Annotated in this window: 20 protein-coding genes; 13 read left to right on the forward strand and 7 right to left on the reverse strand. The window is 28.3% G+C overall.

The window, feature by feature from the left end; all coding sequences use genetic code 11:
* Positions 1 to 171: 171 nt before the first annotated feature.
* The 4 genes from MRZ80_RS04905 to MRZ80_RS04920 all read left to right on the forward strand — a co-directional run bounded on the left by MRZ80_RS04905 (position 172) and on the right by MRZ80_RS04920 (position 6,899).
* Entirely contained in the window at positions 172 to 3,486 is a 3,315-nt protein-coding gene (locus MRZ80_RS04905; protein WP_292536748.1) for a hypothetical protein, read from the forward strand.
* A gap of 209 nt (positions 3,487 to 3,695) precedes the next feature.
* Positions 3,696 to 4,943, forward strand: coding sequence for a methanogenesis marker 16 metalloprotein (locus tag MRZ80_RS04910; RefSeq protein ID WP_292536750.1), 1,248 nt, complete (start codon positions 3,696 to 3,698; stop codon positions 4,941 to 4,943).
* Between the two features lie 425 nt (positions 4,944 to 5,368).
* Complete coding sequence (locus MRZ80_RS04915) at positions 5,369 to 6,442, forward strand: NAD(P)-dependent alcohol dehydrogenase (RefSeq protein WP_292536752.1); 1,074 nt, start codon at positions 5,369 to 5,371, stop codon at positions 6,440 to 6,442.
* Positions 6,443 to 6,602: 160 nt separating this feature from the next.
* Entirely contained in the window at positions 6,603 to 6,899 is a 297-nt protein-coding gene (locus tag MRZ80_RS04920; RefSeq protein ID WP_292536754.1) for a putative quinol monooxygenase, read from the forward strand.
* A gap of 254 nt (positions 6,900 to 7,153) precedes the next feature.
* On the opposite strand, the gene MRZ80_RS04925 is transcribed toward MRZ80_RS04920, so the two are convergent.
* Positions 7,154 to 7,711: a M48 family metallopeptidase gene (locus MRZ80_RS04925; RefSeq protein WP_292536756.1), complete on the reverse strand. Its 558-nt coding sequence runs from the start codon at positions 7,709 to 7,711 to the stop codon at positions 7,154 to 7,156.
* A 157-nt stretch (positions 7,712 to 7,868) separates the two neighbouring features.
* On the opposite strand from MRZ80_RS04925, the gene MRZ80_RS04930 reads away from it, so the two are divergent.
* Complete coding sequence (locus tag MRZ80_RS04930) at positions 7,869 to 9,059, forward strand: NAD(P)/FAD-dependent oxidoreductase (RefSeq protein WP_292536952.1); 1,191 nt, start codon at positions 7,869 to 7,871, stop codon at positions 9,057 to 9,059.
* 66 nt (positions 9,060 to 9,125) lie between these two features.
* Here the strand turns inward: MRZ80_RS04930 and MRZ80_RS04935 are convergent, their stop codons facing one another.
* Entirely contained in the window at positions 9,126 to 9,938 is an 813-nt protein-coding gene (locus tag MRZ80_RS04935; RefSeq protein ID WP_292536758.1) for an AAA family ATPase, read from the reverse strand.
* Between the two features lie 353 nt (positions 9,939 to 10,291).
* On the opposite strand from MRZ80_RS04935, the gene MRZ80_RS04940 reads away from it, so the two are divergent.
* The 3 genes from MRZ80_RS04940 to MRZ80_RS04950 all read left to right on the forward strand — a co-directional run bounded on the left by MRZ80_RS04940 (position 10,292) and on the right by MRZ80_RS04950 (position 13,810).
* Positions 10,292 to 10,690 carry a hypothetical protein gene (locus tag MRZ80_RS04940; RefSeq protein ID WP_292536760.1) on the forward strand — a complete coding sequence of 133 codons (399 nt, stop codon included), beginning with the start codon at positions 10,292 to 10,294 and terminating at the stop codon, positions 10,688 to 10,690.
* Between the two features lie 6 nt (positions 10,691 to 10,696).
* Entirely contained in the window at positions 10,697 to 11,689 is a 993-nt protein-coding gene (locus tag MRZ80_RS04945) for a hypothetical protein (RefSeq protein WP_292536762.1), read from the forward strand.
* Positions 11,690 to 12,190: 501 nt separating this feature from the next.
* On the forward strand, positions 12,191 to 13,810 hold the full coding sequence (locus tag MRZ80_RS04950; protein WP_292536763.1) for an adenine deaminase C-terminal domain-containing protein: 1,620 nt from the start codon (positions 12,191 to 12,193) through the stop codon (positions 13,808 to 13,810).
* Between the two features lie 78 nt (positions 13,811 to 13,888).
* Here MRZ80_RS04950 and MRZ80_RS04955 read toward each other — a convergent pair whose 3' ends face one another.
* Positions 13,889 to 14,518, reverse strand: coding sequence for a DUF447 domain-containing protein (locus MRZ80_RS04955; protein ID WP_292536765.1), 630 nt, complete (start codon positions 14,516 to 14,518; stop codon positions 13,889 to 13,891).
* Positions 14,519 to 14,849: 331 nt separating this feature from the next.
* Here MRZ80_RS04955 and MRZ80_RS04960 point away from each other — a divergent pair, with 331 nt between their 5' ends.
* Both MRZ80_RS04960 and guaA read left to right on the forward strand, forming a co-directional pair.
* Entirely contained in the window at positions 14,850 to 15,416 is a 567-nt protein-coding gene (locus tag MRZ80_RS04960) for a GMP synthase subunit A (protein WP_292536768.1), read from the forward strand.
* 21 nt (positions 15,417 to 15,437) lie between these two features.
* Positions 15,438 to 16,370, forward strand: a complete 933-nt coding sequence (guaA, locus tag MRZ80_RS04965) for a glutamine-hydrolyzing GMP synthase (protein ID WP_292536770.1) — start codon at positions 15,438 to 15,440, stop codon at positions 16,368 to 16,370.
* 112 nt (positions 16,371 to 16,482) lie between these two features.
* Here guaA and MRZ80_RS04970 read toward each other — a convergent pair whose 3' ends face one another.
* Together MRZ80_RS04970 and MRZ80_RS04975 are read right to left on the reverse strand one after the other, a co-directional pair.
* Complete coding sequence (locus MRZ80_RS04970) at positions 16,483 to 17,100, reverse strand: hypothetical protein (RefSeq protein ID WP_292536772.1); 618 nt, start codon at positions 17,098 to 17,100, stop codon at positions 16,483 to 16,485.
* 82 nt (positions 17,101 to 17,182) lie between these two features.
* Positions 17,183 to 17,803, reverse strand: a complete 621-nt coding sequence (locus MRZ80_RS04975) for a hypothetical protein (RefSeq protein WP_292536773.1) — start codon at positions 17,801 to 17,803, stop codon at positions 17,183 to 17,185.
* Between the two features lie 67 nt (positions 17,804 to 17,870).
* Between MRZ80_RS04975 and MRZ80_RS04980 the strand changes: the two genes are divergently transcribed.
* Positions 17,871 to 19,184 (forward strand): ATP-binding protein, encoded by a 1,314-nt coding sequence (locus MRZ80_RS04980; RefSeq protein WP_292536777.1) that lies wholly within the window; start codon positions 17,871 to 17,873, stop codon positions 19,182 to 19,184.
* Between the two features lie 893 nt (positions 19,185 to 20,077).
* Here the strand turns inward: MRZ80_RS04980 and MRZ80_RS04985 are convergent.
* On the reverse strand, positions 20,078 to 20,860 hold the full coding sequence (locus MRZ80_RS04985) for an NAD(P)-binding domain-containing protein (RefSeq protein WP_292536778.1): 783 nt from the start codon (positions 20,858 to 20,860) through the stop codon (positions 20,078 to 20,080).
* Positions 20,861 to 20,987: 127 nt separating this feature from the next.
* Between MRZ80_RS04985 and MRZ80_RS04990 the strand changes: the two genes are divergently transcribed.
* Together MRZ80_RS04990 and MRZ80_RS04995 are read left to right on the forward strand one after the other, a co-directional pair.
* Entirely contained in the window at positions 20,988 to 22,157 is a 1,170-nt protein-coding gene (locus MRZ80_RS04990; RefSeq protein ID WP_292536779.1) for a hypothetical protein, read from the forward strand.
* A 24-nt stretch (positions 22,158 to 22,181) separates the two neighbouring features.
* The gene (locus MRZ80_RS04995; protein WP_292536782.1) at positions 22,182 to 23,189 is read left to right on the forward strand and encodes a hypothetical protein; all 1,008 of its coding nucleotides are present in this window, start codon (positions 22,182 to 22,184) and stop codon (positions 23,187 to 23,189) included.
* On the opposite strand, the gene cgi121 is transcribed toward MRZ80_RS04995, so the two are convergent.
* On the reverse strand, positions 23,186 to 23,704 hold the full coding sequence (gene cgi121, locus MRZ80_RS05000; protein ID WP_292536784.1) for a KEOPS complex subunit Cgi121: 519 nt from the start codon (positions 23,702 to 23,704) through the stop codon (positions 23,186 to 23,188). The two genes, MRZ80_RS04995 and cgi121, sit on opposite strands and share 4 nt — an antisense overlap.
* Between the last annotated feature and the right edge of the window lie 6 nt (positions 23,705 to 23,710).

A 23,710-nucleotide genomic window follows, 5' to 3' on the forward strand; every position in this document is an offset into this window, starting at 1 on the left:
TCTTAAGGGATTTTTAAATAAAGACTATAGATACTTGTTTTTTTAAAAATAGTATTAAATATTGTAAGATATATAAAATTATAGTAACTATTAAATTAATTTTTATTTTTCTTAAAATTTTATTTAATAGATTATTTAATATTAACGAATTATTAGGAGTAAAATGTGACTATGAATAATAAAAAGTCAACCTTATTTTTCATCACACTCCTTGTATTAATAATTGGAATATCATCAACATATGCAGCAAACATAACAGATGATACCAATTCAAATACACAAACTACAACTGATACAATAAGTATAGATGTAGCAAGTGATACAAACATACAAGCAAATAGTGATGAAAATAAGCAGATAAAAACAGAAAATAGTAAAGAAACTAAAAAAGCAAAAACACATATAATTACAAATCAAACAGTGGGAAACTACTTCCTTAAAGACAATGAATATAAACTAGCAGACAATGTAAAAGAAGGAGATACACTTGATATACAAGGAAATATCTCAAATCTTGATGATAAAAACTTCTCAATGGTAATTAACAGACCAGTAAATGTAATATCATCAACAAATGATGCATACATCGACCTTAATACAACAGCAGGAAGTCTAATGGGAGAAGATGCTGGTGCAGTATTTGGTATAGTTACAGGTGCAGATGGTACAAATGTAACAGGAATATATCTTCACAATACACAACTATGGATAAGTGCAGTATCACATGTAACACTAGATAATATCTCAGCAATAGTTGAAGAACAAAGAGTTGGAAGTGGACTTGGACAAACATCAATAAGAAACAATGCAACATACATCACACTAAAAAACAGTCATATATCAACAACAAACAATGGTGGAAGTAGTAGTGTAGTACTTGCATGGGCAGATCATTGTACTATTGAAAACAATACAATTGAAGGAATAGGAAATGTTGGAAACATCTTCTATCTTACAACATACAACTTAAATAATGAACCTCCAGAAGGAGTAATTCCAAATTCAAACAATATTATACGTAACAACCGTATAACAGGACCTGCTACAGCTGCAACCATATGTTATGGTATGTGTCTTACTGGACATAACAATACAGTAGATAACAACACAATTACATATTCAGGTACAGGAATTACATCACAATGGGGAAATTCAAATTTAAACAATACAATAATTACAAATAATAAAATTCTAGGTGGAGCATCATTTATTGGAACATCATTTACAAATACAACATATGCAAACAATACATTTACAGGATCCATAGCATTTGGTAGCGACAAAATTGAAAATCAAGTATTTGGAAATAATACTATAACATTCACTGGATCTGAAGTTACAAACTGTACAATAAATGGAGTATGTACACTTACAAATGCAACAATGACAAATTCAACAATTACATCTATCTTAAAACTTAATGGAAATACCTCAGTATCAAATTGTAATATTCATAATGTTTCAATGGAAACCATGAGAAAAGACAACAACACACTAGTAAATAACAATATTTCAACACCTGTTAAAATTATGAGATCAAAAGACAATACACTAAAAAACAATACAATTAAAGTTCCAGATGATTATGCTATACAAGTTTCATCATCAACAGGAAATATAATTAGTGGAAATACACTTATTGCAAAATCATTATATGGTAATGCTGCAATAAAACTAGCAGGTGCAACAAATCCAAATACAATTGAAAATAACTATCCAATAGAAACAAAAACAGAACTTAGAAGTTCAATTAAAGGAGGAGTTGTTGAAATTACAGCAGAAGTAACAGATGTACTAGCAAATAATACAATTAACCAGGGAGTTGTAGTATTTAAAATTAATGATACAACAATTGGACAAGCACAAGTTAAAAATGGAGTAGCAGTATTAAATTACACAATTCCTACTAGTATGAATGGTGATGTTGAAGTTGTAGCAACATATACTGATGATAAAATTAATTCAAGTAGTAATACAACTACATTTACAATTATAAAAACTGATATTAAAGATTTAGATATTAAATTAGATGATATTCAATCTGGAGATAATATCATAATTAATGAAGTATTAATGGATGTAAATAATAATCCTCTTAAAGAAGATGTTAATGTTGAAGTATTAGTTGATGATGTATCTGTATCTAATATAACAGTTGTTAATGGTCAACTTAATGTGGAAATTCCATCAAGCAATATTAAAGCTAGAAATCATATAATTAAAGTATTAGTTAAAGAAAGTTATGCATATAATGCTAAAGAATTTACATCAAATATTAAAGTTATAGGTAATGCTATAGTTGATGTAACTGCAAATAATCCTAAAACACTAGGAAATATTAATATTATTGCAACTGTATTTGATACAGAAAATAAGGCAGTAAATACTGGTAGTGTAAGCTTTAAAATAAATGGTAAAACACTTAAAGATGCAAGTGGTAATGTAATTTATGCAGATGTAAATAAAGGATTTGCTAAATTAAATTATGAACTTTCAGATGAATATAAAACTGGAAACTATGAAATAAAAGCAATATTTACTGATGAATCATACAATACAAAAACAGCTACAAGTAAATTTGTAATTTTAAGATCAACTATTGATGAAATTAACTATCCTGATATTGAAATTAAAACACATGAAAATACAACACTTAACATGACACTTAAAGATACAGATGGTAATGCTTTAGTTGGAAATGTTAAAGTTACAATAAAACTTAATGGTAAAACATTTACAAACATGGTAGTTAAAGATGGACAGCTTAATATTGATCTTAATGTAGCAGGACAAAAAGCAAAAATGCATACATTAACACTTAAAGTTGGAGAAAATGGACTTTATAATGCATATAGTAGTGATATTAATCTTAATATCTTAAAACGTAGTGTTGATGTTGTTGTTAAAACACCACAAAATTCTAAAGCTGCACAGACATTCCCAGTTTATGTAACAGTTAAAGAAGATGGTGTGGCTGTAAATGGTGGTAGTGTTACATTTAAAGTAAATGGTAAAACACTTAAAGATGCAGATGGTAACGTTGTAGTTTGTGATGTTAAAGATGGACAAGCTGTAATTATGAATAAATTACCATCACATGTATATGCTGGTAATGCATCAATTGTTGCTATCTATAAAAATGATGGATATGAAACAGCTAATGCTACTACATCATTTAATGTTTCAAAAGCTGATATTGGTGATGTAAATATTGTTGCAAGAAGTATTAATAAAGGTAAAAATACAACACTTAAAGCTACAATTTATGATGAAAGCTACACTAAAGTTACATCTTCTGCTAAAGCTGTAGTTAAAATTAATGGTAAAACTTTTACACAAACTAGAATTGTTGATGGTAAATTAGATGTTAACTTTGATACTTCATCACTAAAAGCTGGTAGTACATATAATGTTACAGTTGTTATTGGTGAAAATAAGTTATATAATTCTAAAGTATTAGAAGTTCCACTTACAATTAAAGCATAAGTTTTATTTCATACAACATATTAACCTCCCAATTCTTTTTTATTTTTTTTTTATTATAATAGTCTCATACTTTTTTTATTAAATATCATTATCTTCTTTTAACAATTGTTAAATTTATTCACCTAACATTTTTATAGTATTTTTAATTAACTTTTTAATATAGAAGAATTTTAACTAGAAATATATAATAGGTTTAATTTAGTGATTATATGACAAAAACAATAGAAGATATACAGCAAAAAATTGATACAGATGATGCTGTAATTTTAACAGCTGAGGAATTAAAAGCTAAACTTCGAGATGGTGAAGATGTTAGCATTGATGATGTGGACGTTGTAACATGTGCAACAAGTGGTGTAATGTCAGGAACAGCAGCACTCCTCCATATGCAGGTTGCAGAACCTGGTGCTTTTGCAAAAGCACGTGAGGTATACATTAATGGTATTGAAGCATATCCTGGACCTTGTCCTAATGAACTTCTTGGATCTGTTGATGTAATGTTATATGGTACAAATCACAGCAGTACTATTGATGACTATGGTGGAGGTTTCCTTCTTAAAGACCTAATTGATGGAAAGGAAGTTGAAGTTGTAGTAATAGACTATGAGGGAAATAAATTCACACGCAACTTAACACTTGATGATATGCAAACAGCACGTCTTATTGGTACACGTATGGCATTTAAGAATTATAACTCATTTACAAATCCATCACCTGATGCTCAGAAGTCAATATTTAATGTTTCTGCAATGGAAGGTCCTTATAATTCATACTCCTTTAGTGGATGTGGTGATATAAATCCACTTGCAAATGATCCTGATGGAAGAATTATAAAACAGGGCTATAAGGCATTAGTTAATGGTGCTGAAGCTATGATTATTGACAATGGTACACGCAGTAGTGACGAAAAGCCTAATCTTCTTTTAACTGCTGATATTAAGGATATGGATTCATACTATGTTGGTGGTTTTAAAACAGGTCTTGGTCCTGAAATATATAATACTGTTGCTGTTGCAATTCCTGTAGTTGATGAGGATGTTCTTAGAAATCTTAAAGTACTAAATAAGGATATTGATCTTCCTGTATGTGATATTCATGGAAGACATCTTCCTATTGACACTATAGATTATTCTATATGGGATGATAGTGACTGTCGTCCTGTTGCTGATGTTGATAAATGTTTTGATTGTATTCCATGTTTATGTGAACTTTACTGTCCTGTAAATGCATTTAAAAAACCAGCACAGATCGATACCGAGGCATGTTATGGTTGTGGATACTGTTCTGTTGTATGTCCAAGAGGTGTTTCTGAGATGAATCTTGGTAGTATTACAGTAAATAGTGAAGATAAAGAACGTAAAATCCCTGTTACATGCAGACAGTCTGATAAAAAACGTGCAAATGAAATGGCAAATGATCTTAGAGATGCACTTCGTGATGGATCATTTAAATTATAATTTTATAGAGGCTTTAATTTATTAACAGAACTTGTTTATATGTTTTTTTGAATTTATAAACATTTTTTTGTTAATATTTTTCTTTTTTATTTGATTATATCTGCTTATTTTTATTATTATTTATTTTTTAGTAATATTTCTATTTTTTAGTGGTTGTGTTTATTTCTATTTTTTATGTATTAAAACTGGTAATTTATCATGATTTATCGTTATATTTAGTTATTATGTCTATTTTATAATAGTAATAATTTATCATGATTAATAATTATAGATTTTAGAAACCTTTATATATAAACCAAGCACAAATAGAAAACTACAGATTAATACGTATTATTCTTTAAAAAAATCAAGATTAGAATTCTAATTTATATAGTAAAAAAAATGAAAAAATAAAATAAAATCTTAATATAAAGGTGGAATTAAAAATGACAACTTTTAAAGGATTTGCAATGAAAAGATTAAATGAAACCGGATGGGTTGAAAAAGAAGTTCCAGATTGTGAACCCTATGATGCAATTGTAAGACCTACATGTGTATCACCATGTACCTCCGATACTCATACAGTATGGGAAGGAGCAATAGGTGATAGAAAAGACATGGTACTAGGACATGAAGCAGTAGGAATTGTTGAAAAAGTTGGAAGTCATGTAAAAAACTTCAAAGAAGGTGACAAAGTAATAGTACCTGCAATCACCCCAGATTGGGATGATGAAGCAGCACAAAGAGGATTTCCATCACAAACCACAGAACCACTAGGAGGATGGAAATTTTCAAACTTCAAAGATGGAGTATTTGGAGAAAGATTCCATGTAAATCTTGCCGATGCAAACCTGGCACTACAACCAGAAGAACTTAGTGATGAAGCAGCAGTTATGCTTGTAGATATGTGGTCAACAGGAATGATGGGAGCAGAAAATGCAGACATACCACTAGGTGGAAGTGTACTAGTAATAGGAATTGGAGCAGTAGGACTATCTGCAATTGCAGGAGCAAAACTCCTCGGTGCAGGTGAAATCTATGCTGCAGGAACAAGACCAATATCTGTAAAAGTAGCAAAAAAATACGGAGCTACAAACATAATCAACTATAAAGAAGGATCAATAGATCAACAAGTCCGTGATGCAACAGATGGAGCTGGAGTAGACTCTGTAATTATAGCAGGAGGAAACCTTGAAAATACATGGAAAGAAGCAATAGCAAGTGCTAAAGCTGGTGGAACAGTTTCAAATGTAAACTATCTTAGTGGAGCAGACAATGTCCTAATTCCTAGAGTAGAATGGGGATGTGGAATGTCTGGAATTAAAATAACAAATGGACTATGTCCTGGTGGACGTGTAAGAATGGAACGTCTTGCATCACTTGCACTTAATAAACGTGCAGATCCAGAACTTCTTGTTACACATAAATTTAAAGGACTAGAAAAAATTGAAGAAGCACTATATCTCATGAAAGATAAACCAAAAGACCTAATAAAACCTATTGTTAAAATTGAAGAATAAGTAGATAAATGCCCCATTTCTTACTTATACTTCACCCCCTCCATATACTGGAAAAATATTTTATCCCAAAAAAAATATTATAAGTTAATAAAAAAAAATCAGAAATAATAAAAAAAAGATAATTCTCCTATTATTTTTTTTTAATACTGAGGGTGATAGTGTGATTATTGTTCAAGCTAAAGCTATTCCAAAAAATAAAGCTGCATCATATAAAATTGTAGCATATGCTGAGAACTTAATTAAAAATACAAAACTAGAAGATGGAAATTTAAGCTATAATCTATACATGAGCACCCAGGATGATAGTTTAATGTTCATAGAACTATGGGATGATATGGATAGCTTACAGCTTCATTTAAATACAGCACACTTTAATAAATTTGGTGATGATATAAAAGATCTTCTAAGTGAAGAATTAATTATTGAAGTATATAATGCTGATGAAACACAACTATAAAAAAAAAGAAATCCATATTTTCAACTATAAAAAAAAGATTATAAAATTTAAAAAAAAGAAGTATTTCTCTTCTTTCATCCATTTTTTAAATTATATAAGTAAAACCATACTCTTACTTCCATCCCCCTCAAAGAAAGGTGGTAGATGGAGAAAAATACAAAAAATATATAATTTTATATAAAATAATACCCTCTCTCTTTTGTAAGATTAAAAAAAAAGAAGAAATTAATCTTACCCACACTTAATTTTTTTTCTTATTTATTTTTAAAAATTTCATATTCATATAACTTTAACTTCTCATCATACTCATCATAGTCTGGATAAACTCTACGCATTATATCATAGAATCTATCATTATGATCTAGGACAATTAAATGTACCATTTCATGATATACAACATATTCAATAATATCACATGGAACATAGATAAGATCCTTTGAAAAGGTAATATTATTTTTAATACTGCAACTTCCCCATTTATACTTTGTATCTCTAAATTGTATACGTCCAACAGTAACATTTAATATATCCTTATATTTTTGAATATAGCCATCTACAATAGATCTTAGCTCACTAAGTGTATGATTTTCTAATTTGATTTTTCCAATTTTCCCGTCAATTTCATCATACTTACAAAGTTTACGATATAGATAGTTTTGTTTTATCCTGATAAACTCCTCAGGATCTTCTGATACACTGTGTGGTAGTATGAGTTTTAATTTGTTATATTTAAGTTCAAAACGAATATATTTAACATCACGGTATTCTACACTATAATAGAGTGTTTTATCTTTTATCTTAATTTGCTTCATAATAAATTTTTAATATGATATATGATTTTCATATTAATATAAATTTCCATTTTTTTTCTTAAATTATTTAATATATTAAGCATATAATTTAATAGTGAATATTAATTTAAAGGAAAAGAAAAATAAATTTTATGAAAAGGGAATAATTATGAGTGAAATTAAAGAAGTTGACGTGTTAGTTATCGGAGCAGGTCCTGCAGGTTCTATGGCAGGAAAATGTGCAGCAGAAAATGGTGCAAAAACACTTATTATTGAAAAGAAATCTGAAATTGGTACTCCAAAACGTTGTGCTGAAGGAATACGTGATAGTGATATTGAAAAACTTGGACTTGATATTGATGAACGTTGTATTGCAAGATGTATTGATGGTGCAAGTATTATATCACCAAATAATACACGTGCAATGTTTACAACAGAGAATATAAAAGCAAATATTACAGGTGTTGTACTTGAAAGAAAAGTATTTGACAAACATCTTACAATGGATGCTATACGTTGTGGCTGTGAGGTAATGATTAAAACAGAGGCAACTTCAATGAAACGTGATAGTGATGGATGTTTTATTGTTGATGTAGTATCATTCCAAGAAAAGAGGACACAAATTAAGGCAAAGATTGTTATTGGTGCAGATGGTCCTGAAGGACATACAGGTCCATGGGCTGGTATTAACACTAAAGTTCCACAAAAAGAGATGGAATCAGGTGTACAGTATGAAATGACAAATATGAAAATGCTTAAAAATGATTCACTTGAATTCTACTTTGGAAGTGTTGCACCAGGTGGATATGCATGGATCTTCCCTAAAGGATATGATACAGCAAATGTAGGTATTGATATTAACTCAGCAAAAGCACAAAAGAGTGCTATTGAATATCTTAATGACTTTATAGCTGACTGTTATGCTACTCAGGATGCTCAGATTGTTGAGATAAATGTTGGTGGAAATCCTCTTTGTGGTGTATTTGATGAAATTACAACAGATAACTTCATGCTTGTTGGTGATGCTGCAGGATGTGTTAACCCTGTTACAGGTGGAGGTATTGACACAGCAATTGAAAGTGGTATGATTGCAGGTGAAGTGGCTGCAAAAGCAATTGCAAATGGTGATTATTCTAAAGATGCATTATCTGATTATGTTGACTATATTGACGAGCATATTAATCAAAAATTTAAGAAGTTAATTAAGATACGAGATTTCATCTATGATGAACTTGATGATAGTGATCTTGATGAATTTACAAAAGCATTATCTGAGGCTGACTTTGATGAATTTTCATTTAAAAACATGCTTAAAATATTAATGAAAACATCACCACGTAAACTTCTAAAACTTAGAAAACTATTATAAGACAATTATTTGAAAAGGAGAAGATGGTGGAGGAAATAATACCTCTCCTATAGGCTCCTTATTTTTTCATATAACATGATCTTTTAAATCATTGTCTGTTATTTTATTTCTATTTTCATTTTCTAGTTTTTGTCCTAGTATTTCAAGTTTTATAAGTCCATCTCGTATATCTGTCATATTTATGATGTATTTTACTAATTTTTTAATCTGGCTTTGTGTTATTGTATTATCTTTAAATCCCTGTTTACATCGATATTTTAGTATTTGATATGTTTCATCTTGGCTAAACTTATTTAGATGTATTTCATATCCTGTTAGTATTGTTTGTATATGATCAGGTAGTGAGTATTTATATGCTATGTCATTTATTGATATTATCAGGGCAATTTTCATGTCATAGTATTCATTTAATCTGAATAATTCATTTATTAATTCTATTGCTTCATGTTCTGGAAGTATGTTTATATCATCTATTGCAAGTATTAGTTTTTGATTTTTCATTTCTTTTATTATTTTATCATGTATTATTTCTGTACTTTGATATTTGTTTGCATCATGTCCAAATAGGGTGTTATATAGTTTGAAGTAGCATTTTCTTTTTTTGTTTTCTAGGTTGCAGTTTATATAGCATGTTTTGATGTTTGTATTTTTATTAATTTCACTTATTGCATATCTTATAAGTGTTGTTTTTCCTGTTGATGATTTTCCTGTTATTATTGTGTTAAGTGGTTTTTTATCTTCAAGTAATGGTTTTATATTTCCATAGATTATTTTTAGTTCTTCTTTATTTGCCTGTAGTTTTTCTGGAAGATAGCTTATATTAAATACATCCCTATTTTTAAATACTTTACTTTGTGAGTATAAAACATCATTTAGCATATAAAATCACCCATTATAATTTCCAGTATTTTTTTTATAAGTTTCAAACCAAACCTATCACCCAAATCTAATATTATTATGAATTATTTTTCTATATAAAGTAATTAGAAGTAGTAGTTTCAATATTAATTGAATTAAATACGAGTTTTAAGTTAGAATTAGGTGTGTTGTTTTTTAAATAAAAATTGACTATGTATGTATATATACATATTATATCCCACCACACCATAGCCATCCATATATGTATGTGGGTGTGGGTGTGTGTCTTAATTTAATTTATAAATTATTTTAACTCATATTTTTATTCAATTAAAAAAAAATGATATGAATAAAAAAAAGGGGATGTTATGTTTATGATTAATAATTTAAATAATCATAAAAAGAAGCCTTTAATTAAAATTAGTAGTCAAAACAGTATAGATTCAATAATTGAATTTTTCCACCATTTCAGCCCTAAATATAACATTAAAATAGAGGATCTTGAAAATAAAATCCAGTATAAAATCTATGACATAAACATTACACAAACATATAAAAATACACTACTACTATATGACTATGAAACAATAAAGCCCAAGATAATAGCTGCAAAAAAGCCACTAATAATTTTTGTAATTAATGAAATATGTCCTGATGAAAAAACAGTACATGATATAATATGTGAAATTCAAAAAATTGATGATGTTATCATAAAAGTTATAGATGAAGATAGTATATTTAGTGAAATTGACATGATATGCAAAAGAAGGTGATGTGCTATGGGATATAAAAACATCTATAAAATAAATGGTAAATATCACATAATTAAAAGTATATACAAACAGAAAATCAACTATGGAATCTATGATAATCTTGATGATGCAATAAAACAACGCACTATACTTATCCTAAATCAATGGATTAAATCAGAAGAAAGTGGATATGCAAAATCTGAACAGTTTCCAATCTATGAAATCTATGAACATGAAAATGGATACTACCTGAAAAATAATGAAAATAATAAAAGCTTTGGATCATTTAAGGATTTAACATATACAAAGATTATCCAAAAAATTCTACCATACTACCAAGAGGTGCCTGACATTAAAACAATAAAAAAACAGGCAATTAATGAATTCTACAGACACATCACCTATAACAGGACAACAAAAAGATATCAAATATCATACAATGAACATATATATGCAACATCAACAGATATAATTGAAACACTACAAGAACGTGACATGATAATAAAATATGATGCAGATGAAGATATGATGTGTGAATATAATCCACCAAATAAGTATGATAAAGATAAAATTCCAAAATACAGAAGGCGTATTGAAAATATTATCCAAATAAATTCACTCAAAAATAAGTTTCTAATACAAAAACAGATCAATAAAAAAAAGATAACAATTGGACGATATATGACATATGAACTTGCAGAGTTTATACGAAACTATCTTGATGATAACAACTGGAGTTGTGAGGCAATAAGACATATTAAGAAAATAACAAAGATAATACAAAATAGAGATCTTAATATTCACACACGTAACAGTAAATTCTATGTAGAACTTCGAAAAGATGATGAGCTTATAATCTTTGCATACTATGATGATATTGAAATGGCACGATATATACGAAAGTTATTATCTGAAAATAACTGGAATAGCCAGAAGATTCATGAATATGAAGAGTCATTTAATAAAAATTTCAAGAAGACTAAGTACTTCTATGATAAGACTGATTTTATAAAAAGTTAGATTTAATTATATAATCTAACACATCTTTTTTTGCTATTTTTTACAAGTATTCCTTAATTAACTTTGACATCTTGTAGCTTTAAAGTATTATTTATTTTATATATAATAGTTTTTTATAATAGATACTTACATATATTTTAATATCATATTTAAAATAGAAAAAAATAATTTTCAGCATATCATTTAAATATGCTTTAAATCTATTTTAGATCACAGATAATGGTTTTTTATTTATATCATTACATGGATTACAACCAGATAAATATATGTACTTTTTTATATGGATAATATAGGAGTTAATTTTATTTTTTTTTATTAAATTTAAAAAACAAAGCTAGAAAAGATACATATCAGAAATGGTTCATATTAAACAAATACTAACAAGAAAAGGGGAAAATTCATACACTTTTTTCATATATAAATAGGAAGCTTTTTTTATCTAGGTACTTAGTTGAAAAATAAAGAAAATAAAACTTTTTTAATTAAAGGAGTCTAATAAAAATGATAATAAAAGGAAATATTTTAAATGTATTTACAGATGAAATATATCCAGCAGAAATAAAAATTGAACATGGAATAATCCAGTCAATAAAAGAAGTAAATAAGTTTTTTAGTGATATAATAGTTCCAGGATTTATAGATTCACATATTCACATTGAAAGTACACAACTTACACCATCAAGATTTGCAGAAATTGCACTAAGACATGGAACAACATCAGCTATTATTGATCCACAAAAAATTGCAAATGTCATGGGTATTAATGGTATTGAATATCTTATACGTGATGCAAAATACAGTCCACTAAATTATTATTTTACAGCACCACCATGTATTAAAGCAAATGAATTTGAAACAAATGGTGCAACACTAAAAACTTCAGATGTTGAATATCTTCTTAAAAGAAAAGAATTTGTAGCACTTGGTGAAGTTAAGGATAAAAAGGGTGTTATTGAAAAAGATAATGATATTATCTCAAAAATCAAGTTAGCTCATAAATTTAAAAAACCTATTGATGGTAAATGTGATAATCTTAAAGATTATGATCTTCAACAATATGCTCGCTGGGGAATTTCAACAGATCATGAATGTAGAAGTCGTCGTGATGTTGAAGAAATTAAACGTGTTGGTATAAAAGCTATGATTACAGAGGGATCATATACTAAAACTCTTGAGGAATTTGTTCACTCTGAGTGTGACTTCATGGTATCTGACACTATTAATTCTGAAGATCTTATAGATGGTCATATTAATCTTATGCTAAGAAAAGCAGTTGATCTTGGTATGGATCCATTTGATGCAATAAAGCTTGTTACAATCAATCCTGCACAGCATTATAATATTAATGCTGGTTGTATTGCACCAGGTCGTAAGGCAGATCTTGTATTTATTGATAATTTATCTAACTTTAATGTAAAACGTGTAATTATTAATGGTAACACTATCTTTAAAAAACAGAAATTATTATATCGTGCAAATCCTAAGGAAATGGAAAATACAATTAATATTAAACAGATGAAGCCTGATGAGTTTAATGTTAAAGTTAAAGATCCAGCACAGAAAAGTGCTGTTGTTAATGTTATTAAGATTAGAAATGCAGATAAGTATACAACAAAAACAACTGCTAAGTTAAATGTTGAAAAATCAAATATTATACCATCTGTATTTGAGGATATCTTAAAAGTTAGTGTTATTGACAGGTATGGTCAAAATACTATTGCTAATGGTTTTATTAAAGGATTTGGTATTAAAAATGGTGCTATTGCAACATCTGTAAGTTGTGATTGTAATAATATTGTTGCTGTTGGTACAAATAGTGATTATATGGCTGATGCTGTAAATAAGCTTCATGAAAATAAGGGTGGATTTGTAGCTGTGTCAAATAAGGAAACTGTTGACTTCCCTCTTGCTATTGCAGGTCTTATGAGTATGGATCCAGCATCTAAAGTTGCTAAGAAATCAGAACATATTCATGATTTCATAAAATCTATGGGATGTAAACTTCAAAATGTTTTCACAACACTTTCAAATATTACAAATGTTGACTTTGCAGAGTATAAGATGACAAACATGGGATTGTTTGATGTTAAAGCAGGAAAACTTATTGATATTGTAAAATAAAAATCCTGCTTAAAATAAGTTATTGTGGAGGTTAGATTCTTTTTTATAATCTCTACATTGTATAATTTTTTTTAATCTTCATTCTTTTTTTTGATCTAATATATTTTTAACACTGTTTTCTATTAATTTTAAAGCATCTTGATGTAGATGGTTTCCACACTTTTTAATAAAATTACTACTTGATTGTATTTCATTATAAAAACTATTAATATTTTCATAATTCATAAAGTTAACTCGTGAATAATCAACCAGAAAATCAAGTATTTTATATGTTGCACGTGATAGAACAGGAAGATCATTACCACTATAAACAACACCCAATATTTTACAAACAATATTTGAAACATGAGTTTTTGAATATGAATCTGAAATATCAGCACCATCAACACTTACCACATCCACATCAAAAACAAAAGATGCACCACATAAAGTAGCAGAATTATTCATATAATCTGTATCATCAAGCATTCCAAGAAGTGCTCTTGTCATTGTATAAATATTTCCCATAAACTGAATTCTAACAAAGCCATTATCATAGATATTTAAAAGTGTTCTATTTTCAAAAAGTCTCATATGAACAAGTCCATCACTATCAAATGAAATGCCAAATGGCTTACTATTATATGACATATCACTATTTTTTGTTGTAACTATAACTTCATATAAAACATCACAATCAACATTAAAACTACCAATTTCTATAGACAAAAAAATCCTCCAGCCACTAATTTTTTAGATAATAATAATTAAAAATTTAAATTTTCTATATAAAATATGAAAATATTATGATAATTATTATATTTATCTAATTATCATATAATATATTATATAAATCAAAGTAGAAAATAATAGAATATTATTTTAACTTACTTTTTTTAAAAGATGATGTAAAACTAAAATACATCATAAAAAAGAATTTCATAGCAATGGAGTAACTTCTTAAATATTAGAAGATTTGCTATAAAAAAGGCGTCTTTCATTGAACTTACGCTGAGAAAATAAGTTCAAATTTTTATATGGAAATTTATGGGAATTTATCATGAGCATTGTTATTATTAATAATTTTGGACAATATAATCACAGAATATCAAGAACATTAACATATCTAGGTATTGAAAACAAACTTATATCAAATACAACATCAATCGATGAAATAAAAGATCTAAATCCAGAAGGAATCATCCTTGGAGGAGGACCATCTATTGAAAATATAGGTAATTGTAAGGAAATAATCCAACAAATGGATGTACCAATACTTGGTATCTGTCTTGGTCATCAGATTATTGCAGAAGTATTTAATGGAGAAACAAAATCAGCAGAAATTGAAAGTTATGCTCAAATAGAAATTAACATCATAGAAGAATCAGAACTATTCAAGGATATGGGAGATTCAGTTAAAGTATGGGCATCACACAAAGATGAAGTTGTAAAACTTCCAGAAAACTTCAAAATACTTGCTAACTCTGATAAATGTAGTATTGAAGCTATGAAACACAATGAAAAACCAATATATGGTATTCAATTCCACCCAGAAGTACAACATACACCACGTGGTGGAGAAATATTTGAAAACTTCTATAGAATATGTAAAGAATATAAAAACTAGAAAAGGGGTTTGTGTTAATTTATGTTAATAAATGAAGAAGAATTTATAAAAAATGCAGTAGAAAAAATAAAAGAAGAAGTAAAAGATGAAAAAGTAATAATTGCACTTTCAGGTGGAGTAGACAGTTCAGTTGCATCAGTACTTGCAGCAGAAGCAATAGGAGATCAACTTGAAGCAGTATTTGTAGATCATGGACTTCTAAGAAAAGATGAAGCACAACAAGTAGAAGACACCTTCAAAGACAGAATTAAAAACTTCAAAGTAATAGAAGCACAAGATGAATTCATAGAAGCACTCGCTGGTGTACGCGACCCTGAAAAGAAACGTGAAATCATAGGACATAAATTTATCGAAGTATTTGAACGTGAAGCTAAAAAATCAGGAGCAACATTCCTACTTCAAGGAACAATAGCACCAGACTGGATTGAAAGTGAAGGAAACATCAAATCACACCACAACCTAACACTACCAGATGGACTAGAACTTAAAATAATAGAACCACTACGTGAAATCTACAAAGATGAAGTACGTGCAATAGGAAGTGCACTAGGACTACCTGATGAAATAGTACACAGACAACCATTCCCAGGACCAGGACTAGCAGTACGTGTACTAGGAGATGTAACACACGAAAAACTAGAAATCTGCCGTGAAGCAAATGCAATACTAAACAAATACGTAGAAGAAGAAGGACTCGACAAAGACCTCTGGCAATACTTTGTAGTACTAACAGACAGCAAAGTAACAGGAGTAAAAGGAGACCAAAGAGACTTCGGATATCTAGTTGTAATACGTATGGTACAATCATTTGATGCAATGACAGCAAACGTACCAGACATACCATGGCCATTCCTACACAAAGTATCACAAGAAATCACAGCAAAAGTACCAGAAATCACACACGTATCACTCTCACTCAGTAACAAACCACCAAGCACAATCGAATTTGAATAGACACAATACTATTCAAAACCATATTTTATTTTTTTTAGAAAGAAAATACTCTCCACCAATAAGAAATTTACTAATTTTATAAAAATAATTAAAAAAAGAAAATAAATGAAGATTATACATAGTATAATACACTATTCTTATCACCATCTCCACCCCATTCAAGAGTGTTGAAATCTTCATCAATTTTAAGGTCAACCAGTGTTTTATTTAAGTCTGGATGTTTTTCAAGGAAGTTTATTGCATCAGTCTTCTTCTGATTTGATTGTTTTACAAGTTCATCAACCTGAATACTTGAAGAATTTTTCTGACTATTTAAATTAGACAGACTCATTTCACCTTTTTTATATTTTTGATATGCATGCATATATGGGATATATGCCTCTTCATATCTTTTTTCAACTGTTAATCTATCAATTTGAATTTCAAGATATTGTCGGTATGTTTCATTTCGTGTACTATTTTTAAATTCTTCAAGTACTTTTATTTCATCAGTTGTATTTTTTATCTCCTCTTCTGTTGATGTAATATCATCTTCTACTTTAATTGTTCCTTTATCCCATTTTTTAACATGAGCAATGTCTGATATATTTTCAATAGTACTTGCAAGTTGTATTGTCTGGTTAAATTGTTTACGATCCTGTTCATCAAGATAACTACTTGTAGCATAAATTATACCTGCAGCAAGTATTACAACTATTACTACTCCTATTGCTAGTTTCTTTTTGTTCATAGTGTTATTTCTATTTAAATATGTTAATAAATTAGTAACTAAGCTAAATAATTAAAAAATAATAAAAAAAAAGAAGTGGTAATTAAGGTATTAGTTGTATACTATGGTTTTTATCTCCTGTTCCGCCCCATTCTTGGGTATTGAAGTCTTCATCAACTTTTAGATCAACTAGTGTTTTATTTAAGTCTGGATGTTTTTCAAGGAAAGTTATTGCTTCAGTTTTCTTCTGATCTGTTTGTTTGCTTACTTCATCTTGTTGTGTTTTTGATGAATTTTGACAATGTCTATATACAGATAGGCTTATTTCATTGTTTCTATATCTTTTATATGCTTTTGTATCTTCTAAACTTAGTTCATGAAATCTTTTCTCAGATGTTAATCTATCTATTTGAATTTGAAGATATTGCCTGTATGTTTCATTTCGTGTTTTATTTTTAAATTCTTCCATTACATTAATTTCATTTGTCATATTTTTCAGATGATCTTCAGTTGTTGTAATATCATCATCTATTTTAATTATTCCTTTATCACACATTCTAACATAGTTGATGTCTGATATGTTTTCCATTGTACTTGCAAGTTGTATTGTCTGGTTGAATTGTTTTCTATCCTGTTCATCCAGGTAATTATTTGTTGCATATATTATACCAGCTGCAAGTATTACAACTATTACTACTGTTATTGCTAGTTTCTTTTTGTTCATGTTGTTATTTTTATTTGAGTATGTTAATAAATTATTAATTAGAAATGTATTAATTAAGTGATATATTATGTATAGATTGGTTTCAAGATTGATTTTATATAAAGATGAAGATAGTATTTTATTTAATTTAGCTAAGATTTTCAGAAAGTATGATTTAAGTAAGAAGGATTTTGATATTCGTTATGAAACTATTAGCCAGATTAATAGTGAAGTTGGACGTATTGTTGAACTTGCATCAAAGTATGGTTTTAGTGGGGATTTATGGCATGATTATCTTATTTATCTTCTTTTAAGTTCAGAGAACAGTCTTTGTGTTATGTTTGAAAGATGTGAATCTGGTGAGAATTTAACTATTGATGAGTTTATGAGAAATGATCTTGAAGTTATTGTTGAGCTTATGAATTATGATTTTTCAGCAATTGAAGATGAACTTGGTATTAATAGTTTTAGTATGATTCGTAACTTTACACAGAGTAGTAGTTTTGATTATTCAAATCATAATGCAAGTGGTCTTATCTGTGATGTTTGCAGTAAGGTTAAAGCTGGTTGTAGTGTTGATGAGTTATATAGTGTTATTCGTAATTTCTATCATAAGTATGGTGTTGGTATTTATGGTTTAAATAAGGCATTTAAGTTGTCACATAGTAATGGTGATGATTTTAGTATTGTTCCTATTACATCCTTTGATGATAGTATTTCTCTTGATGATCTTCTTGGATATGAATACCAAAAAGGTGCTTTAGTTGATAATACTGAGGCTTTTATTCGTGGTTGTAAGGCTAATAATGTTCTTTTATATGGTGATGCTGGTACTGGTAAATCTACTAGTATTAAGGCTATTTTAAATAAGTATTATGATGATGGTCTTAGGATTATTGAAGTTTATAAGCATGAAACTAAGTATCTTTCAAGGATTATTTCAGAGATTAAGGATCGTAATTATTTCTTTATTCTTTACATGGATGATTTATCATTTGAGGAATCTGAGAGTGATTATAAGTATCTTAAGGCTTTAATTGAAGGTGGTCTTGAAATTACTCCTGATAATATTCTTATTTATGCTACATCTAATAGGCGTCATCTAGTCAGAGAAACTTGGAATGAACGTAGTGATACATCTGCTGAGACTGATTTGTATCATTCAGATACTGTACGGGAGAAGCTTTCTCTTGTTGATAGGTTTGGTATTACTATTGGTTATTATAAGCCTACATTTAATGAGTATGTTGATATTGTAATTAGTTTAGCTCGCAGATATCCTGAAATTACTTTAACTGATGAGGAGTTAGAAAGTGAGGCTAAGATTTGGATTAGAACTCATGGTCATCCTTCTGGTCGTACTGCTGAGCAGCTAGTTTATTACTTGCTTGGTAAGTGTTAGTTGAATTATTTTTCAATTAAAAAGTGTTATTAAATTTATTTGAATTTTTATTTCAAATATTTTTTAGTAACTTTTTTGTGATTTTTGTTGAATTTAGCTAATTTTTAGAGAAATCCATATGATATTATCCTAATAATTAGTTAAATTTATTTTATTTTTTTTTAAATTATTTTTTATTTTTTGGTGATTTTTGGCTTAGTTTTGCAAAACCTTTATATACTCAGGGGTACATATTAATAATTGTGGGAAGTTTAGGCAAACCTAAATTTAACACAACCATACAATATTAATTTATTGTAGATATTTAGGACACTTAAAAAATTATATCCTATGTAATAGAAAAAAATATTTTTTTTATTATCCAACTTTTAGGTAAACCTAAATATTTATATACTACTAAAGTATAATATATAATTGTAAGAAGATTTAGGTAAAACTAAATTTTTCTTAAAATGAGTTAAAACAAGACTATAAAAAAACCCAAAAAAAGTTAAAAAATTGGAAATTTAACTATTACAATCCGCACATAAAAGAAATAGTTAAAGCATATTTAAAAAAATCACCTATTATTAAATAAATTTTTTTTAACTAACAACAAAAAAAAGCCTATTATAAAATTAACTCATCACTCCTAGTTAAAATAAAAAAAACATAGTATAAACTATAAAAACACAAAAAAGAAAATAAAACCTTATAAAACTCCTAGCATCCAGAGTTTTAAAAAATTCCCAAAAATATTTTCTTTCTTGTAATACATACTTTTTTTAATAATTTTTTTTAAAAATCACTTATTTTAAAAACATATTTTAAATAATTACTACACAAAATTATTTTTTTTAAATAAAAAAAAGAAAATATAAGAAAATTAATCCTTATTTTATTAAATTATTTACTTATTCTAATTTACTAAGCTCAATATTGCGATCTAATCCAGCATTAAGAGCATCAAAAAGTGACATACCACCATCAAGTGCCTCAATTATAGCCTCTGTAACTCCACCTTTTGTTGCAGTATTTTTAATAAATTCATCTCTACCTTCAGATGGTACTAAATCATTAGCTTTTTTTGCCACATCCATAAATAATGGGAAGTTTTCAGAAAATTTCTTAATATCATCAATATTTTCATCATAATCTACTTTTGCAAATACAGCAGGAAGACAGCCTGCAATAATCATATAATTAAGATCATCTTCACATTCTACATTAAATGTATCAAAGCCAAGTAAATCAAACATACAATCTGCTATATCACATGAATTATATACACCAGCAATTGCAGATGAATCTCTTATTGTATCAGGACCTGTTGGAATTACACGAACAACATTACTTGATCCTGTTTGTTTTTTAATGTCACTAGTTTTAACTCCTGCCATAAATGATATAACAGTTGTACTATCATCTAAGTTAAATTCTCCAAGTTTTTTAAACATCTGTGGTGGAACTGAAACAATTATAATATCTGATGTATCTACAATCTTTGAATTATCAGCAATATTATCAACAAGCTCATTATCATAAAGATCACTAAATGTAAATATAGAACCATTATATGAAAGTTTTAAATTATCAGTTGGAAATCCAATATCTCTTAACTTTAATGCTAAAGCCTGACCAATATGTCCTGCTCCAATAATACCAATATTATATTTAAAAAAGTCCTCACTAATCATAATAGATATTCTATAGTTGATAATATAAAAATTCTATAACTAAAACATACAAATATAATATAACCTAAAAAAGAAAAAAAGGAAAAGTTGAATGAATAAAAATTAAAAAGAGGAGGAATAAAATCTTATGGCAATGATGAAATCAAAATATGCATATCTTAAAGAAATAACAAAACAACTCTACAACATGAAAACAGCAGAAGTATCAACAGAACTTGAAGGAACAACACCACCATCAGTATTTATTGGAAGCTACAACTACCCCAAGGTATATGCAGGACCTCTTCTTACATCAGAGACTAACTCTGAAATTATGGATCAGCCAGAATCATGGATAAATAATCATTCAACACAAAAACAGATAATAGACTATCGTCTTAACCTTGTACGTGGAAAACAAACAATAGGAATCTATGACCTGGAAAATAACTACATTGAAAAACTACAAGAAGTATCAATGGCATCAAGATCAATACTAAGTGAGGCAGAATTTAATAAAAAACCACAAGGAATGATGATAGGACGTGAAGAATCACCACATGGACCAAGTGGAACACTAAAGAAATTTGATATTGAAAATGTAAAATGGGATCATCAACTAGAAAAAACATACTATGATACAGATCTTAAAGCAGCAGATGCAGTAGATATACTACATAAAAAAGACATACCATTTTCACAGATACAAAAAGCATTTTCTGTAGGATCAATGGGTGAAGCTAAAAATAGAAAACTTGTACCAACCAGGTGGTCAATAACAGCAGTAGATACTACAATTGCAAATAAACTACTTGAGGATGTAAAATACTATCCTACAATTGACACCTATCATGTCTATGAATATGAAAGTCTTGGAAACTACTATGCAATAGTTGAAATACCAACACCATGGCAGTTTGAGGCAATGGAAGCATTTATCAACTATAAAGGTCAAAAGTCAATGATCTTCACAGACTATGAAAATAACAAGGGAAAGAAGGGATATTCAAGACTTGGTGGAGGATACTATGCTGCTAAAATGGCAGTAACAGAACAACTCTACAATGATAAAAAACAGGCAGGAGTATTTGTTTTCAGAGAAGCTGATGAAACATACATACCACTTGGTGTATTTAATATGCGTGAAAATATACGATATGCATTACGTCAAAAACCACATGAATTTGAAACATTAACAAAGGCACTAGAATATGTAGATAGTCGTCTTAAACTTACAGTTGATGAATTCAGAGCAGCTGGTGATCTTCTTGATGATACAGTAAAACAAAGACAAACAACACTAGATCAATTCTTCTAGGAAAAATATTTGGAGGCTATTAAATTGTTAGAATTAAATTATAAGAAAATATCAGAAAATGCAAAAGATGCAATGGCAAATGCTGTAGGTGTTGATCATGACTACTACAATGATGCAACAGAAGTAATAGGCAAATACTATCCTGGTGATATACACATACTCAACAGTGCAAATAGCTGTATTATAACAACAGTTGAAGCAGTAGAAGATCCAATTTTAACTGTTGATATGGGTGGATGGAATGGTCTTGAAAGATCTGCTAAAGTTTTAAATAAAAAAGTTGAAAAAATAACAACAACTAATGGTATAATAAATATCAAAGATCTTGAAGATTATTTTAAAGAAAATACTATAAATACACTTTATATTACAGCACTTGCAGCATATATGAAAGCACAACCAATAAAAGAAATTAAACACTTATGTGATGTATATGATGTATTGTTAATTGTTGATATTTCAGGAGTTGTAGGTGACATAGAACTATGTAGTTGTAATGATGCAGACATTCTCATATCATCAACAGGAAAACCAAAAATAGTAAACATAGAAAATGGTGGATTTATAGTGAATATGAAACCAGATACAATAAAACTAAATAATCACATGCTAAAAACACTAAAAGCTGACAACATAACATGTGCAGGAATAAATGCTGAATTTAGTAAAGCAGGTGCTATACTTGAGGAAACTCGTAAATATAACAACTACCTAAAAGAACAATTAAATGAAAAACTAGAGTGTTCTGGTGAATTTAGTATTATAGAACCTGACGCTGTATATGGTATTAATACAATAATAAGTATGCCAAGTAAATCAATTGCAAAAAAAGTAGCATATAATATTAGACAACAAATAACAGTTGATAGAAATAAAGGTATAATAACACCAGGACCTAACTATAATCGTCTAAAAAAGCCATGTGTATGTATTGAAATAAAAAATCTTGATGTAGATTCAATAACAAATAAAAAACTAGATCAATTAGTAGATATTATAATAGATTCAATAAAAAAAGAGAAAGAGAATTAGTATTTAATTGCAAGCATTGCAATTTTTTCATTAAGCATGTCAACAATATTATCACAACTTTTAAGTTGATATGCATCAACTATTTTTTCTATGTCATATTCTTCAAGAAGCTCGTCACAACGTGGTGTGAGTAACTCTTCCATCATATCAACTTGTTCAGGTGTTGTGTTGATATAGACTACTGTGATATTTCCCTTATTTTTTATTCCAAGAAGTTTTAATGCTTCCTTGATTTGTTTTTGTGCAGATAATCTTACACAGATTTCAAGACCAGGATCATTTGCAAAGTTTTCATTATCATCAAATGCTCTGAAAGCATGACTTATTGCCTGACTTAGATGAGCCTTTCCACATATATAATCACTATCAAGTAATTGTATTATAGATCCATCATTTATATCTGTTATTTTATCTGTTTTTGTGATAAAATCTGGAATATTATCAATTATATTATCTTTATATGAGTGTATTTCTATACTGTAATCTTTTATAATCTCTTTTTGTAAATCTTGCATACTAAT

Origin of the sequence: Methanosphaera sp. (assembly GCF_022768985.1) — an archaeon.
GTDB lineage: Archaea > Methanobacteriota > Methanobacteria > Methanobacteriales > Methanobacteriaceae > Methanosphaera.